The sequence below is a fragment of the Sediminimonas qiaohouensis DSM 21189 genome, assembly GCF_000423645.1.
Classification (GTDB): domain Bacteria; phylum Pseudomonadota; class Alphaproteobacteria; order Rhodobacterales; family Rhodobacteraceae; genus Sediminimonas; species Sediminimonas qiaohouensis.
In genome coordinates this window covers 237,515-254,148 of the sequence record NZ_AUIJ01000001.1, presented here as the reverse complement: position 1 = coordinate 254,148, position 16,634 = coordinate 237,515, and the positions used below count along the sequence as shown (strand labels likewise).

At 67.4% G+C, this 16,634-nt stretch carries 12 protein-coding genes; 8 read left to right on the top strand and 4 right to left on the bottom strand.

Translation table 11 applies throughout. From position 1 onward, the window contains the following. Positions 1–20 precede the first annotated feature (20 nt). The 3 genes from G568_RS0101195 (at position 21) to G568_RS0101185 (ending at position 2,240) form a co-directional block, all read left to right on the top strand. A complete protein-coding gene (locus G568_RS0101195; protein ID WP_026756328.1) occupies positions 21–707 on the top strand; it encodes a molecular chaperone DjiA in 687 nt (228 codons plus the stop codon). Further along, positions 707–1,759, top strand: coding sequence for an endonuclease/exonuclease/phosphatase family protein (locus tag G568_RS0101190; protein WP_026756327.1), 1,053 nt, complete (start codon positions 707–709; stop codon positions 1,757–1,759). The genes G568_RS0101195 and G568_RS0101190 overlap by 1 nt, the downstream gene beginning before the upstream one ends. 88 nt (positions 1,760–1,847) lie before the next feature. Then, the gene (locus G568_RS0101185) at positions 1,848–2,240 is read left to right on the top strand and encodes a hypothetical protein (protein WP_026756326.1); all 393 of its coding nucleotides are present in this window, start codon (positions 1,848–1,850) and stop codon (positions 2,238–2,240) included. Positions 2,241–2,495: 255 nt separating this feature from the next. Here G568_RS0101185 and G568_RS17950 read toward each other — a convergent pair whose 3' ends face one another. The 4 genes from G568_RS17950 to G568_RS0101165 all read right to left on the bottom strand — a co-directional run bounded on the left by G568_RS17950 (position 2,496) and on the right by G568_RS0101165 (position 8,471). After that, a complete protein-coding gene (locus tag G568_RS17950) occupies positions 2,496–4,064 on the bottom strand; it encodes a Ppx/GppA family phosphatase (RefSeq protein WP_037373447.1) in 1,569 nt (522 codons plus the stop codon). 115 nt (positions 4,065–4,179) lie between these two features. Continuing rightward, entirely contained in the window at positions 4,180–6,354 is a 2,175-nt protein-coding gene (locus G568_RS0101175; RefSeq protein ID WP_026756325.1) for an RNA degradosome polyphosphate kinase, read from the bottom strand. 376 nt (positions 6,355–6,730) lie between these two features. Beyond that, on the bottom strand, positions 6,731–7,402 hold the full coding sequence (locus tag G568_RS0101170) for a P-loop NTPase family protein (protein WP_026756324.1): 672 nt from the start codon (positions 7,400–7,402) through the stop codon (positions 6,731–6,733). 1 nt (position 7,403) lies between these two features. Next, positions 7,404–8,471, bottom strand: a complete 1,068-nt coding sequence (locus G568_RS0101165) for an AI-2E family transporter (RefSeq protein WP_026756323.1) — start codon at positions 8,469–8,471, stop codon at positions 7,404–7,406. Positions 8,472–8,722: 251 nt separating this feature from the next. Between G568_RS0101165 and proS the strand changes: the two genes are divergently transcribed. The 5 genes from proS (at position 8,723) to G568_RS0101140 (ending at position 16,591) form a co-directional block, all read left to right on the top strand. Beyond that, positions 8,723–10,117, top strand: a complete 1,395-nt coding sequence (gene proS / locus G568_RS0101160; RefSeq protein ID WP_026756322.1) for a proline--tRNA ligase — start codon at positions 8,723–8,725, stop codon at positions 10,115–10,117. A gap of 600 nt (positions 10,118–10,717) precedes the next feature. Next, the gene (locus G568_RS0101155; protein WP_026756321.1) at positions 10,718–12,007 is read left to right on the top strand and encodes a lipoprotein-releasing ABC transporter permease subunit; all 1,290 of its coding nucleotides are present in this window, start codon (positions 10,718–10,720) and stop codon (positions 12,005–12,007) included. Beyond that, positions 12,000–12,683, top strand: a complete 684-nt coding sequence (locus tag G568_RS0101150) for an ABC transporter ATP-binding protein (RefSeq protein ID WP_026756320.1) — start codon at positions 12,000–12,002, stop codon at positions 12,681–12,683. The genes G568_RS0101155 and G568_RS0101150 overlap by 8 nt, the downstream gene beginning before the upstream one ends. Before the next feature lie 202 nt (positions 12,684–12,885). Further along, on the top strand, positions 12,886–14,445 hold the full coding sequence (locus G568_RS0101145; RefSeq protein ID WP_026756319.1) for a trimethylamine methyltransferase family protein: 1,560 nt from the start codon (positions 12,886–12,888) through the stop codon (positions 14,443–14,445). A gap of 364 nt (positions 14,446–14,809) precedes the next feature. Next, positions 14,810–16,591 (top strand): DUF4153 domain-containing protein, encoded by a 1,782-nt coding sequence (locus tag G568_RS0101140; protein WP_026756318.1) that lies wholly within the window; start codon positions 14,810–14,812, stop codon positions 16,589–16,591. Positions 16,592–16,634 lie beyond the last annotated feature (43 nt).

Sequence of the window (16,634 nt, the reverse complement as noted above, 5' to 3'; positions counted from 1 at the left end):
CGAAAGGTTAGGATAGTCCCATGTCAATCTGGACACGCATTTCCGACGCGCTGTCGGCCCTGCGCAAGGGCGAGGGGCTGAGCGTTGTGTTTGACCGGCTGCGCGTGGGCGGCGCGCCGGAACGGTCGGTGGCGTTTACCATCGCGGTGATCGCGCTGAGCGCGAAGATGGCCAAGGCCGACGGGCAGGTCACCCGCAACGAGGTGAGCGCCATGCGCGAGGTGTTTATCATCGCCCCGCAGGACGAGGCGGGCGCGGCGCGGGTGTTCAACCTGGCGCGGCAGGACGTGGCCGGGTACGAGGAATACGCCCGCAAGATCCGCGCCATGTTCCGCGACGGGCAGGATTGCCTGTGCGACCTGATGGAGGGGCTGTTTCACATCGCGATGGCCGATGGCAGCTACCACCCCGCCGAGGATGCCTTCTTGCGCCGGGTGGCCGAGATCCTGGAACTGCCCGAGGCCGAGTTTCGCGCGATCCGAAGCCGGTTCGTGCCCGATGCCACGCCCGACCCCTATGTCATCCTGGGCGTGAGCCCCGACACGCCCCTCGATGAGGTGCGCCGCGCATGGAAGCGCATGGTCCGCGAGACGCATCCCGATGCGCTGGCGGCGCGGGGAGTGCCGCAGGAGGCCGTCAAGATGGCCGAGCGGCGCATGATCGACATCAACCGCGCGTGGGAGGAAATCGCGGGCGAGGCGGCCTGATGCGGATTGCCACATATAACGTGGAATGGTTCAACGCGCTTTTCGATGACGACGGCGTGCCGCAGGACGACGCGCAGCCCTCGGCGCGGCGGGGGGTGACGCGAGGGCAGCAACTGGGCGGGCTGGGCATCGTGTTCACGGCGATTGACTCCGACATGATCCTGGTGGTCGAGGCGCCCAACCACAATACCGACCGCAAGACCGTTCGCTCGTTGGAAAACTTCGCCAAGTTCTTTGATCTGCGGGCGCGGCGGGCGGTGATTGGCTTTCGCAACGACACGCAACAGGAAATCGCGCTGTTATACGATCCGGACGTTGTATCGGTGCGGCATGAGCCGCATGGACCGCCCGAGAGCGCGCGCGAGCAAGAGGGGGTGCCGCGGTTCGACGGGGTGTTTCGGATCGATCTGGATATCGACGCGAGCGCCGAGCAGGTGCGGTTTTCAAAGCCGCCGCTGGAACTGGCGGTACAGGTGAAGGAGAGCGGCGCGCGGTTCCGCGTGATCGGCGTGCATCTGAAATCCAAGGCGCCGCACGGGGCTACCAACGATGATCAGATCATGCGCCTGTCGATCGCCAACCGGCGCAAGCAACTGGCGCAGGCGATCTGGCTGCGGCGGCGCATCGACGAGGAACTGGAGCGCGGCGAGCCGCTGATCGTGATGGGCGATTTGAACGATGGTCCGGGGCTGGACGAGTTCGAGGGGCTGTTCGGGCGCTCGACGCTGGAGATCGTGATGGGCGATGCGCCGGGCAAGGTGCTGCATGATCCGCATGCGCGTTGGGCGCTGCGGCATCGTCTTGGCGCGATCCCGGTTTCGGCGCGGTTCCTGCTGGCGCCGCAGTCGCGCAATGGCAGCGAGCCCGGCGAGCGTTACCTGTCGGCGCTGCTGGATTATATCCTGGTCTCGCCCGATCTGCGGCCGCACGCGCATGGTTGGCGCATCTGGCATCCGTTCGATGATCCGGGGTGCTGGTGGGTGCCGGAGCTGCGCGATGCGCTGTTGACGGCGTCGGATCATTTCCCGGTGACGGTTGATCTGGACCTGTGAGCGGATGGGTCTGGCGTGCCTGCGAGGGCAGGGAGAAGCGGGGGAGAAAGCGATACACCCAAGGGCGAAAATGCATTAGGATGGGGCCATGAAACACGCGTTGAAATTGCTTTCGGTGCTGTGCCTGGTGGCGATGCCAGCGGTGGCGGAGGATCAGGACGCGCCGCCTGAGGGCGAGGGCCCCGGCGATGGCTATTCCCTGATGGAGGAAGGCGCGCGCCTGTTCCTGCGGGGCCTCATGGACGAGGTGGACCCGGCGATGGAAAACCTGCGCGACCTGGCCGGCGAGATGACCCCGGCGATGCGCGAGTTCCTGCACGAGATGGGGCCGGCGCTGGCCGATTTGCTGGGCAAGGTCGAGGACATCACCAACTATTACCCGCCCGAGATGCTGCCCAATGGCGATATCATCCTGCGCCGCAAGCCTGATACCGAGCCCCAGCCCGGGCCGCCGGAGCCGGGCGGCGAGATCGAGCTGTAGGCGGGGGTGTTTGGGTTGACGACCGGTTGAGGCGCCGCGCATCGACGGGCCGCGGTGCGGCGATCCTACGCTGGTGCGGGGCACTTTATGACAGCCAAATCCGAAGAGCCCTGGAGCGTTGCGCAGGCTGCAGCCAAATCGCCGTGCCGTCACGCCGGAGGCGTGCCGATGTTGGGCGGCGCCCCTTTGGGGCGACGGGCGGCCCGGCGATGCGCGGCGCCCTTCGTGCGCTATTTCGCGCGGGGTGGTCCCCTGTCACTTCTTGGGTTTCTTGCCCCCGGCGCGTGGGGGGATGACGCGGGTTTTTGCGCCCAGCGCCCCGGCGAGGGATTGAAAGCGGGTTTGCGCGACCTCGCCGAACAGCGGCTCGACCTCGGGGGTGAGGCGCAGCTCCAGCTCTTTCTTCTTGGGGAACCAGCGGATCTCGCCAAGCCGCGCGTCCTTGTGCGGCCACAGCATCGCGCCAAAGCGCATCGCCTTGCCCAGGACCTCGGCCTGCTGCAAGGTCTGATCGTCGATCAGCGATAGCAGCGGGTCGAACCGCGTGTTGCCGCGCTTGTTGGTATAGCGGTGCAGCAGGGCCAGCCCCAGAAACACCCGCTCGGCGTGTTTCAGCCCGCCCAGGTTGGCGCGGGTGGCGTTGTCAAAGCAATCCTCGGCGCGGTAGTCGGGGTGGGCGCGCCAACTGACGTCGTGCAGCAGGCAGGCGGCCTTGATGATGCGCTTGCGCTCTTCGGGGACGGATTTGAACAGCGGCAGGATGAAATTATAGAGCGTCTTGCCGAACCCCGGCAGGCGGGCGTCCTTGCTTTCGGCGTAATGGCACGCCTCGATCAGCGGATCGCGGTCGCGCAGGCGTTGGGGCATCTGCTCGTACAGCATCCCCTCGCGGATGCCATAGCTGCTGATGGCGATGTCGCGGGGGTGGAATGCCTTGACCACCTGCTTGAGCACCTCGGCCGCCAGCGGCACCAGCGACATGCGGCTGCTGGAAACGCCCGCGCGGGCGCGCAGATCGTCGGGGTCGTTGGCGGCGATGTATTTGACGGTGTCGCGAATCGCGCGGGCGCTCATGCGGTATTCGTGCAGCACGTGCAGGGGGTAGCCGCGTCGCTCCATGTCGATGCGGGCGATGGCGCGCCATGACCCGCCAACCAGGAACAGGCGGTTTTTCTGGGGCCCCATGTAGTCGGACAGCTCGGCCAGGGTGTCCTTGATGAAGGCCTTGCGCCCCTTCTTGCCGCCCTTGATTCCGCTGAGCTTCAGCGGCCCCAGTTGCGAGGTGATGCGCCGGCCGACGCGGCCGCCGGCGATCTCGGCCAGTTCCATCGACGAGCCGCCCATGTCGCACACCAGCCCATAAGAGCCGGGCCAGCCCAGCAACACGCCTTGCGCCGACAGGCGGGCCTCTTCCTCGCCGTCGATGACCCACAGGCGGATGCCGGTTTCGGATTCGACCTCGGCGCGGAAATCGGGGCCGTCTTCGGCCTCGCGCACGGCGGCGGTGGCGACGGCGGTCAGCGGTGAGATGCCCATGCCGTCGGCCAGGTGGCGAAACCGGCGCATCGCGGCCAGCGCGCGTTGGCGCCCCTTGGGGTTCAGGCGGCCGGTTTCGGACATGCCGGCGCCAAGCGCACACATTATCTTTTCGTTGTAGAAATACGCCGGGCTGCGCGCGGCGCCGTCGAACACCATCAGCCGCACCGAGTTGGAGCCGACATCGACCACCCCCACGCGGGCCAGCGCGCGCGACGAGGCGTCGTTGAACAGCGGGCGCCCGAAAGGCCCCCAATCATGCGCCTCGGGGTCTGGCGTGCCATCCATTCCATTTGTCCTTCTGGTGACCCGCGCGCACAATGCGACAGGGCGGGGCACAAGGTCAATCGCCCCGATGCCCCGATGCGCCGATGCCGCGGGCCTGCGCCGAAATGGCGCGGCATCAGTCCTCGGTGTGGGTCAGTTGCGGCACGTCGCCCGCCCCGGCCGAGCCGCGCCCCGACAGCGAGGGGTATTCCATGAAGAAGCGGTGGCAGTTGAAGGCGAAGGTGCCCTCGGGCACCTCGGCGCGCGAGAAGGTGCCATCGGGCGACATCACCCAGCTTTGCGCCACGTCGGCCATGTTGGCCGCCATGATCTGGCTGACGATCTGGGCCTTGACGGTGGGGTTCTCGATCTCGACCAGCGTCTCCACCCGGCGGTTGAGGTTGCGGCCCATCCAGTCGGCCGAGCTGATGTAGACGCGGGCCTTGCGGTGCGGCAGGCCGTGGCCGTTGCCAAAGCACACGATGCGCGAATGCTCCAGGAACCGGCCGACGATGGATTTGACGCGGATGTTTTCCGACAGGCCCGCGACGCCGGGGCGCAACCCGCAGATGCCGCGCACCACGAGGCTGATCCTGACGCCGGCCTGGCTGGCGGCATAGAGGGCGTCGATCACCTGCGCGTCGATCAGGGCATTCATCTTGGCCCAGATCACCGCCGGACGGCCGGCGCGGGCGTGCTCCATCTCGGCCTCGATCATGTCCAGCAGGCGCTGCTTCAGCGAGATCGGCGAGATCGCCAGGTTTTCCAGGCCCTCGGGCTGTGCGTAGCCGGACAGGTAGTTCATTACCTTGGTGGCGTCGCGGCCCAGCTTGGCATCGCAGGTAAACAGCGACAGGTCGGTATAGATGCGTGCCGTGATGGGGTGGTAATTGCCGGTGCCGTAGTGGGTATAGGTGACAAGGTTGTCGCCCTCGCGCCGGACCACGGTCGAGATCTTGGCGTGGGTTTTCAGGTCCAGGAACCCGTAGACCACGTGCGCGCCCGCCCGTTCAAGGCGCCGCGACTGGCGGATGTTGGCGGCCTCGTCGAAGCGGGCCTTCAGCTCGACCAGGGCGGTGACGGATTTGCCGTCCTCGGCGGCTTCGCACAGGGCCTCGACGATGGGCGAGTGGCGCGAGGTGCGATAGAGCGTTTGCTTGATCGCCACCACGTTGGGGTCGCGCGCGGCCTGTTGCAGGAAGCGCACCACCATGTCGAACGTCTCGTACGGGTGGTGCAGCAGCATGTCCTTTTGCCGGATCGCGGCGAACATGTCGCCGTCGTGGTCCTGCACGCGTTCGGGCACGCGCGGGGTGAAGGTGGGCCACAGCAGATCGGCGCGGGTATCCAGCACCAGTTCCTTGACGTCGGCGATGCCGATCATGCCGGTCACTTCGACCACCTCGTCGGGGGTGACGTGCAGCTCGTCCATGATCACACGGGTCAGGCCCTCGGGAGCGCCGGCGCTGATCTTCATGCGCACGACTTCGCCGCGCTTGCGCCGCTTGAGCGCGGTTTCGAACTCGCGCACCAGGTCCTCGGCTTCTTCCTCGACTTCCAGGTCGCTGTCGCGCAGGACGCGAAAGGCGCAGTGGCCGCGCATCTCGTAGCCGGGGAACAGGCTGTCGAGGTGCAGCAGCAGCAATTCCTCGAGCGGCAGCACCCGGTAGGTGCCTTCGGACGCGGGCAGGGTGACGAAGCGGTCGATCTGCGCGGGGATCGGCAGCAGCGCGCGCAGGGCGCGCTTGTCGTGGCGGCGCTCAAGTTGCAGGGCCAGGCAAAAGCCGGTGTTGGGGATGAACGGGAACGGGTGCGCCGGGTCGATCGCCAGCGGCGACAGCACCGGAAAGACGCGGTTGAGAAACACGTCGGCAAGGTGGGTCCTGTCCTTCTCGTTCAGTTGCGAGCGGTCGAGGATCGAGATGTTCTCGGCGTCCAATTCGCGCTTGAGGTCGGAAAAGATGCGTTGCTGCGCCTTCATCAGGCGGCGGGCATCGGCATTGATCAGAACCATCTGTTCGGCCGGGGTCAGGCCATCGGCGGCGGGCGTGGTGTTTCCCGCCTGTGACAGCTCGCGCAGGCCGGCAACGCGCACGGTATAGAATTCGTCCAGGTTGGTGGCCGAGATCGACAGGAAGCGCACCCGCTCCAGCAGCGGCACGCGGGGGTTGTCGGCCTCTTCCAGGACGCGCCAGTTGAAGCCCAGCCAGCTCAGTTCGCGGTTATAGAATCGCGCCGGGCCGGAAAGGTCCAGGTCGGGCAGGTCCTGGGGCGGGTCGAACGGGGCCTTGAGGAAATCCGCGTGTGTCATGAAATGCTTGTGATTTAATCCTGTGACAGTGAGGTAACAGAGTCTGGGGGCAGGGGCGCGAATTGTCCAGTGCCCGCGGGGCGTTGTTGTGCGGGGGCGTCTGAATGGGGGGCGTGTCCGCCCGAATAGCGCCGACAGGCGCCGGGCGAGCGGTCATGCCACAGGCATGCTTTCAGCATGACCCGTCCCTGCGGGCTGGCGCTTTGGTGGTGGTGTGCTGCCGTGGATATCTTGGAGGCATGCGGCAGGATAAAGCGCGTCGCTCAGTCGTTGCAGCGCCACCCACGGGCAGGCGCCCGCCCAGCTTGCGCTATGACTTGAGTCCGATGGCTCGCCAAATCGGGGAATCGAGGCGCGCTTTCGCGCCGCCGCCTGCTCAGCCCTGCGCGGCCAGCACCTCGGCGGCCAGCCTGCGGTTGATCGGGCGTTGCTGGGCCAGCGCGGTGCGGTCCAACGCATCCACCAGTTGCCGCGCGCCGTCGAACGAGCGGTCCATGCGCGCCACCAGGTAGGGGATGGTCTCGGGGGTGGGGTTCAACTGCCGGTCGGCGAACAGCTTGGCCAGCAGCGCCGCCAGAAGGCGGTCGTCGGGCGGCTCGAGCGTGGCCGATTGCGCCTGTTGCATGCGGCTGGCCAGGTCGGGCAGGGCAAGACCCCAGCGGCCGGCGGGGCGGTCGGCGGTTAGCAGCAGCGAATGCCCCTCGGCCAGCACCAGGTTGTGCAGGTGGAACAGCGCCGCCTCGGCGTCCGCGTCGCCGGCGATGTCCGGCACGTCTTCGACCGCGACGGGCGTGGCGGCCAGCGCGGGAATGTCGGCGCCCGCCAGCGCGGCGGCGGGGATGATCCGCGCACCGCTGGCGGCGGCCCAGACATGCGCAAGGTGGGTCTTGCCCGCGCCCGCCGGCCCGATCAGCGACAGCTTGCGGCCCGGCCAGTCGCGCCAGCCCTCGATCAGGGCCACCGCCATGGCATTGGCGGGCGAGACGAAGAAATCCTCGCGCCCCAGCGCCGCGCGCACCGGCAGCTCAAAGCTCAGTTGTCGCGCCATTTCAGCCCTCGTCCCGTCCCGATAGCCCGCGATAGAGCCTGCTGCCCTGGTACTGCCCGATGAAGAACCGCACCAACACGCCCAGCGCGGCGGCCAGCGGCACCGCCACCAACATCCCGACGAACCCGAACAACGAGCCGAACACCGACAGCGCGAAGATCAGCCACACGGGATGCAGCCCCACCGAAGAGCCGACCAGCTTGGGCGTCAGGAAATTGCCCTCGGCCACTTGGCCCGCGACGAAGATGCCCGCGATCAGGCCGATGGTCATCCAGTCGCCCCAGAACTGGAACAGGCCCAGCCCGATGGCCAGCGCCCCGCCAACCAGCGCGCCGACATACGGGATGAAGGTGACCAGCCCGGCCACCGCGCCGATTACCAGCCCGAATTGCAACCCCACCAGCATCAGCGACACCGCGTAGAACGTGCCCAGGATCAGGCTGACCGTGCCCATGCCACGGATGAAGCTGGCCAGGGTGGCGTCGATCTCGCCCGCCAGTTGGCGGATCACCGGGGCATGATCGCGCGGCAGCATCTCGTCGATGCGGGCGACCATGTGATCCCAGTCATAAAGCAGGTAGAACGCCACCACAGGCACGATCACCAGCAGCAGCAGGATGTTGATCACCGAGGCGGCCGAGCTGACGACGGAATTGAGCACCTTGCCGCCCTGGTCGCGGATCGTCTCGCCCAGCGAGACAAGCGATTGATGCAGCGTGGAATCGGTATCGACCAGCGCCGGGAAACGCGAGGTCAGGAACCCCTGAAGATCCTGGAACAGTTGCGGCGCAATATTGATCAGCGACGCGGTCTGCGACACCAGCGTCGGCACAATCAGAAGCGCCGCGACGATGAAGATCAGCAACGCCAGGCAGGTGATGATTGTCGTCGCCACCCCGCGCGAGGTGCCCATTCGTTCGAGCCGGTCGGCGACGGGATCGAGGAAATAGGCGATCGCCGCGCCGAGAACGAAGGGCAGGATGACATCGCCCAGGTACCACAGCACGGCCATGAACACCGCCGCGGCGACGCCCCAGTATTTCATTTGATCCCTGACCGGAAGCCCCATGCGCGCCCCTTGTTTTGCCGCTCATTCATCGCGCGTTGCGCGCGGGGTTTCAAGAGCGCAGGTTGTGCGGGGATCAATCGGCCCTGAGCAGCAAACGCTCCCGCCCGAATAGGCCGACAGGCGCCGGGCGGGAGCGTTTGCCCGCGGATATGGGCAGGCACGGGCCGCTTGCGCCTGTCACTGCTTGCTAGGCGCGTGGGGGTGGGTTACTCCCCTAGGGAAACCAGCATTTGACCGAAGGTGCCATAGACATGCGTCTGACCCGCTATTTTCTGCCCGTTCTCAAGGAAACCCCGTCGGAGGCGCAGATCGCCAGCCATCGGCTGATGCTGCGGGCGGGGATGATCAAGCAGGCCGCCGCCGGCATCTATTCGTGGCTGCCGATGGGCTTCAAGGTGCTGCGCAAGGTGGAAAACATCGTGCACGAGGAACAGGCCCGCGCCGGGCACATCCCGATCCAGATGCCGGTGCTGCAATCGGCCGACCTTTGGCGCGAGAGCGGCCGCTACGACGATTACGGCGAGGAAATGCTGCGCATGAAAGACCGCCACGGTCGCGACATGCTGTATACCCCCACCGCCGAGGAATTGGTGACGGATATATTTCGCGCCCATGTGGGCAGCTACAAGGACCTGCCGCTGACGCTCTATCAGATCCAGTGGAAATTCCGCGACGAGATCCGCCCGCGCTTTGGCGTGATGCGGGGGCGCGAGTTTTACATGAAGGACGGCTACAACTTCGATCTGGATTACGAAAGCGCCATTCACGCCTATAACCGCCACATGGTCAGCTACCTGCGCACCTACGAGCGGATGGGGCTGCAGGCGATCCCGATGCGCGCCGACAGCGGCCCCATTGGCGGCGATGACACGCACGAGTTCCTGGTGCTGGCCGAGACTGGCGAGTCGGAGGTGTTCTACGACAGCGCGATCACCACGCTTGAATTTGGCGAACGGGAGGTGGATTTCGACGACCGCGATGCCTGCGCGGCGATCGTCAAGGAATGGACGACCCCCTATGCCCGCACCGACGAGACCCACGACGAGGCCCTGTTCGCGCAGGTGCCGCAGGAGCGGCAGCGCCGCTCGCGCGGGATCGAGGTGGGGCAGATCTTCTACTTCGGCACCAAGTATTCCGAGCCGATGGGCGCCACCGTGCAAGGCCCCGACGGCAAGCCGGTTCCGGTGCACATGGGCAGCCACGGCATCGGCGTCAGCCGCCTTCTGGGCGCGATCATCGAGGCCAGCCATGACGACAAGGGCATCATCTGGCCCGAGGGGGTGACGCCGTTCCATTGCGGGATCGTCAACCTCAAGCAGGGCGACGAAGAGGCCGATGCCGCGTCCGAAGCGATCTATTCCTCGCTCAAGGCGCTGGGCCTTGACCCGCTCTATGACGACCGCGACGAGCGCGCGGGCGGCAAGTTCGCCACGATGGACCTGATCGGCCTGCCGTGGCGGATCACGGTGGGGCCAAGGGGCCTGAAGAATGGGGTGGTCGAGCTGACCAGCCGCCGCACCGGCGAGAGCGAGGAAATGCCGCCCGAACAGGCGGTGGAGCGGATCGCGCAGATCTACGCGCCGCATTTCTCCTCCGGCAGCGGGGTGGAGCCGATGGCGAACCGCTCGTTCCACACGTGGCTATGAGGGGTCGCGAGAGGGTTTTGGGGTCGTATCAAGGATTTGCCCATGGTGCGAACCGTTTTGAATGGCTGGGTGCCCGAATCCAATAGGCGCGCTCTTCACAATTTTTCCCCCGGATCGCCCGGCGATCCGGTTCGCGCCCGACCCCGCCCCCGTCAGGCCGAAGGTTCGCCTTCGGCAAAACGGCGGGCGCGGATTGGTTCAACGTTACAACAGGCTACAGCGCTGGTGTTTTGCGTAAACCATTCACCAAGCTAAACCGAGTCCACCCTCTGGGCCGGGCGCGAACCTGACCTTGTGCCTATTTCAATGGCGCCCGTGCGCTTCTCTCCAAAATGCCGCTGCACCGTTTCGCTCGTGACACGATAAGAGGGCAGCGCCTGCCGTCGTGCCGGAGGCAAGCCTATGGCGTGACGGGGCAGGCAGGCGCTGCCCGGCGGTGTCGCCGGGCGGAGCGTATCCGCATTGCTGCTCTGACCTTCGGGCCGACCCTGACCCTTTTGGCCCACGCGCTGTCGTCGCCACCATTGACCGTCTCCTTTCGCTTGACGCCGGGCGTGTCCGCGCCCAAGGTCCGCCCAAAATAATCTCCGAGGTTTCCCCGTGGCAGCCACTCCCGCTCCCTTTGCCGGTTTCGAATGGATGATCGCATGGCGCTACCTGCGCGCGCGCCGGGCCGAAGGCGGCGTGAGTGTCATGACCTGGATCAGCCTGATCGGCATCACCCTGGCGGTGTTCGCCCTGATCGCGACGCTGGCGGTGCGCTCGGGGTTCCGGGCAGAGTTCGTCGATACCATCCTGGGCGCCAACGCCCATGCCACCGTCTACACCATGGGCGAGGTAAACCAGGTCACCGGCCGCATGGACCGCACCATCGAGGACTACCGCGAGATGGCCGAGCGGGTGCGCGATGTGCCGGGCGTGACGCGCGTTGCGCCCCTGATCAAGGGGCAGGTGATGGCCAGCGTGTCGGGCCGCAACGCGGGCGTCGAGGTGTTCGGCATCGCGCCCCGAGACCTGCGCACCATCCCGCGCATCGCCGACCCAGAAGAGGCGCGCGGCGATATCGGCCGCTTTGACCAGGGCATCGCCATCGGCTCGGGCGTGGCGCGCGAGCTGGGCCTGCGGGTGGGCGAGCAAATCAGGCTGATCTCGCCCGACGGGGTCAAGACCGCCTTTGGCACCAGCCCGCGCATCAAGGCCTACGAGGTCACTTACATCTTTACCGCCGGGCGCTATGACATCGACCGCACGCGCGTCTACCTACCGTTCGACGAGGCGCAGGCCTATTTCAACCGCGAGGGCCTCGCCGATGAGCTTGAGGTGATGCTTGAGCATCCCGAGCAGGTCGAGCAGATCGAGCGCGCGCTGCTTGAGGCCGCCGGGCCGGGCACGCAGGTCTGGAGCTGGCGCGACGCCAGCGGCGGGTTCCTGCGGGCGCTGGATATAGAGGACAACGTGATGTTCGTGATCCTGTCGATCCTGGTGCTGATCGCGGCGATGAACATCGTCTCTGGCCTGATCATGCTGGTCAAGAACAAGGGCCGCGATATCGGCATCCTGCGCACCATGGGCCTGACCGAGGGGTCGGTGCTGCGGGTGTTTTTTATCTGCGGCGCGTTTACCGGGCTGATCGGCACCGCCGCGGGCGTGGCGCTGGGCTGTTTGTTCGCGATCTATATCGACCCGGTGTTTTCCTTCGTCAATTACATCGCGGGCGGCGGGGTTTGGGATCCGGCGGTGCGCGGCATTTACCAGCTTCCGGCGCAGCTCAGGCTGGCCGACGTGGCCTCGGCGGTGGTGCTGTCGCTGGGGCTGTCGTTCGTCGTGACGATCTTTCCTGCCCGGCGCGCGGCACGGATGAACCCGGTGGAGGCGCTGCGCTATGAGTGAGGCGGTTCTAGACCTGCGGGATGTGACCAAGACCTACAACGCGGGCCTGCCGGCCGAAGTGCGGGTGCTGCAGGGCGCCAGCCTCAGCGTGGCGCGCGGCGAGGTGGTCGCGCTGGTGGCGCCGTCGGGGGCCGGCAAATCCACGCTGCTGCATATCGCGGGGCTGCTGGACCTGCCCGATAGCGGCACGGTGCGCATCGGCGGGCAGGACATGGGCGGGCTGGGTGATCGGCGCCGTACCATCGCGCGGCGGCGCGACGTGGGCTTCGTCTACCAGTTCCACCACCTGCTGCCTGAATTCAGCGCGCTGGAAAACGTGGTGCTGCCGCAACTGGTGAACGGCGCAAGCCGCAAGCAGGCCGAGCAGCGCGCGCGCGACCTGATGGGGCGGGTCGGCGTTGCGCCGCGCGCCGATCACCGCCCCGCGGCCCTGTCGGGCGGCGAGCAGCAGCGCGTCGCGTTCTGCCGGGCGCTGGCCAACGGGCCGCGCCTTTTGCTGGCGGACGAGCCGACCGGCAACCTCGATCCGGAAACATCCGACACGGTGTTCGCGGCGCTGATGGACCTGGTGCAGGGCACCGGCCTGTCGGCGGTGATCGCCACGCATAACCGCGATCTGGCCGCGCGGATGGACCGGGTGCTTCATCTCGATCAAGGGCAGCTCGCCGCGCGCTGACGCGCGATCGGGGCACCCGGGACGTTTCCACATTTTCCGGCGTTTGGCGCGGTGCGGGGCAGGTCCGTGCCGTCCACATTCCCGTGCCCCGGCGCGGGTAAAACGGCGCACCCTGTTCTGAATGCGACGCGATCCGTCGCATTCCGGCACGCCCGTGCCCCGCAACGGCGTGTTTCCTGATCGCAGCAACAGGAGACGCGCAATGACCGACAAACCGACACGCAGAAAACGAAGCGGCGGGCGCGCGGGCAACGCCAGCCGCCGCGGCACCGCCGTGATCGAGCAAAGCCCCTGGAACCCCCCGATCAACACCGACCCCCCGACCGAGCCGCTGCCGCCCGAAGGGGTAGAGGCGATCCACGACGCCGCCATGCGCATCCTTGAGGAGATCGGCATCGAGTTCCTCAATCCCGAGGCGCTTGAGATCATGCGCAAGGCGGGCTGCACCGTGCGCGGCGAGAACGTGCGCATGGGCCGCGATTTCGTGATGGAAATGGTCGGCCGCGCGCCTGCAAGCTGGACCATAACGCCGCGCAACCCCGCCCGCCGCATCACCATGGGCGAGGGGCATATCCTGTTCGGCAACGTCTCCAGCCCGCCGAACTACTGGGACATGACGCTGGGCCGGAAACTGCCCGGCACGCGCGAGATGTGCCGCGATTTCCTAAAGCTCAGCCAGTATTTCAACTGCATCCACTTCGTCGGCGGCTACCCGACCGAGCCGCAGGACGTGCATGCCAGCGTGCGCCACCTCGACGTGCTCTATGACAAGTTGACGCTGACCGACAAGGTCGCGCATGCCTACGCGCTGGGCCCCGAGCGGATCGAGGACGTGATGGAAATGGTGCGCATCGCCGGCGGGCTCAGCCACGATGAATTCGACGCCAGCCCGCGCATGTATACCAACATCAACTCCACCTCGCCGCTAAAGCATGACCATCCGATGCTGGACGGCTGGATGCGGCTGGCGCGGCGGGGGCAGGGCCTGATCGTGACGCCTTTCACGCTGGCGGGCGCGATGGCGCCGGTGACGATGGCGGGTGCAGTGGCGCAATCGCTGGCCGAAAGCCTCAGCGCGGTGGCGCTGGCGCAGTACATGCGCCCCGGCGTGCCGACCGCGATCGGCACCTTCACCAGCAACGTGGACATGAAAACCGGCGCACCCGCCTTCGGCACCCCCGAATACATGCGCGCCACCCAGATGAGCGGCCAGATGGCGCGCTTCTACGGCTTGCCGCTGCGCTCGTCAGGGGTGTGCGCGGCCAACGTGCCCGACGCGCAGGCGATGTGGGAAAGCATGAACAGCCTCTGGGCGGGCGTGCAATCGGGCTCCAACATGATCTACCACGCCGCCGGCTGGCTCGAGGGCGGGCTGATCGCCAGTCCCGAGAAATTCGTGATGGATTGCGAGGTGCTCCAGCAGGTGCAGCGCTACCTTGATCCGGTGATCTGCGACACCAGCCCCGAGGCGCTGGCCGTCGACACCGTTGCCGAGGTCGGCCCGACCGGGCATTTCTTCGGTACCCAGCACACGCAGGACCGCTACACCCACGCGTTCTATCAGCCGTTCCTGTCGGATTGGCGCAACTACGAGGCATGGGAGGCCGCCGGCGCGGTCTGGACGACCGAGCGCGCGCATAACGTCTACAAGGCCATCGTCGCCGGGTTTGAGCCGCCGCCAATGGAGGACACCATCCACGAGGAACTGAGCGATTTCGTCGCTCGCCGCAAACATGAAGGCGGCGCGCCCACCGATTTCTAGCGCAGGCGGCCTGCTGCCCCCCCCCTTCGATTTCGCGTGGCAGAGCGCGCCACCGCGGCCCCACGCCGGTACGGCCCCCGTGGCGCGCCGCTGCGCACAGCGTCCCGGCCCTTCATCTTGCCCAAAATACTCCCGCCGGAGGCATTCGCCCGTCCCGCCTGCACGCCCGCCCGCAGCAACGCGTCGCCCCACCCGCTCCCCGAGCCGGCCGCCAGAGGCGGGCGGGCGAGACACCGTTTTGCGCGGCATGGCCGCGCGCCGCTTATCCCCTCTGGTCGGGACGCGGGCGGCGCGCTAGTGTGGCGGCGACTGCGCGCGCCCCGGGGCATGGGGCACGCGCGCCCCGCGACACAAAGAGGTGCCCATGGCCCGCGCCACACCCCGCGACAGAGATCGCTCGATCACCCGCACCCGCGCCGCGATGGCGTTGATCGGGGTGGTGGCGGGCCTGTCGGTCTGGTTCCTGTTCGACAGGCTGCCCGAACTGCTGGACAACCCGCGCCTGACGCTCTTGCTCACGGCGGCCGTTGCCGGGGGCTTTGGCGTGACGCTGGCGCTGGCCGGGCCGGCGCGGCCCGCCCGCGCCGCGCTTGCCGCGCTGATCCTTGCGGTGCCCGGCGCGCTCCTGCTCAGTTGGGCGGCGCTGCGCTACGATACCGTCGAGGCCGCGCTGCGCAGCGGTCACCTGCTGGCCGCGTTTACGGGCTATTTGTTCATCGCCACCCCGTTTGCCAGCGCCTGCCTTGAGGCGCCGCGCCTGTGGCGCGACTATGCCGCGCTGTTCGATGCGGCCTGGACCATCCTCATGCGCTATGCTGCCGGGTGGCTGTTCGTGGCGATCTTCTGGGGCGTGGCGCTGTTGTCCGACGCGGTTCTGGGGCTGGTCGGCATCACCGTCATCGCCGACCTGATCGAGGTGGATTGGGCCGTCGCGGCGCTAAGCGGGCTTGTCCTGGGCCTGGCGCTGGCGGTGATCTACGAGCTGCGCGAGTACCTGTCGCCGCACCTTTTGCTGCGCCTTCTACGGCTGCTGTCGCCGATCGTCCTGGCGGTGATGGTGGTGTTCCTGGCCGCGGCCGCGCTGCGCGGGGTATCGGGCCTTTTGGGGGATCTGTCGGTGGCGGGCACGCTTCTGGCGATGTCGCTGGCGGCGATCGCGCTGATTAGCGTGGCGATCGATTGCGACAATGGCCGCGCCGTGCATGGCCGCGCGATGCGCCTCGTGGTCGAGGCGTTGGCAGTGCTTTTGCCGCTGCTGGTGGCGGTGGCGATCTGGGCGCTGTGGCAGCGGGTGGCGCAATACGGCTGGACGCCCGACCGGCTGGTGGCGGCGCTGTCGGCGGCGGTGATCATGGCCTATGCGATTCTGTATGCGGTGGCGGTGCTGCGGCGGCATCACTGGATGGACCGTGTGCGCCGCGCCAACGTGGCGATGGCGCTGGTGGTGGCGGGGCTGTGCGTGCTGTGGTTGACGCCGCTTCTGAACGCCGAGCGGATCGCCACTGCCAGCCAGCTCAGCCGCTTTGCGGATGGGCGCGCGCCGCTGGACGATCTGGCGCTGTGGGAGATGGCGCATCGCTGGGGCCGGCCCGGTGACGCGGGGCTGGAGCGGTTGGCGCAGATGCAAGACCACCCCGAACATGGCGCGCTGCTGACCCGGATCGCGGACGCGCGCCGGGCGCGCACGCAGCAGGGCTACGCGCGGCTTGCCGGGGATGGCGGTGACATCGCCGCCGCGCTGGCCGCCGCCGTGCCCCTGCGCCCCGAGGATCAGGTCCTGCCGCAAGGCGCCTTTGCCGGGCTGGCGCCGTTTTACCAGCGGCAGGCGCTTGAGGCATGCCGCCGTACGCTTGGCGATGGCCGCCCCGGTTGCGTCCTGGTGATGGCGCGGTTCAACAGCCACCTGGACCTGCCGCAGGGGGTGATGCTGCTGCGCGCGGGCGAGGCGCGGATCATCGCCCACGCGGTCGAGCTGCGCGCCGGCCGGCTGCGCCGCACCGGCGGGCTGCGCGATGTGACCACCGGCCTGTCGGCGTCGCTGACGACCGAGGCGATCGCGCGCGCGCTCGACGGCGATTTTCGCGTGCGCCCCGCCGGTCTGAACATGATCGAGCTGGGCGGGAAGGGCCTGGTTCCTGAAAATTGAATCTGTTGAAGAAATATTAAGGCTTGCCACGCCATCCTGCGCG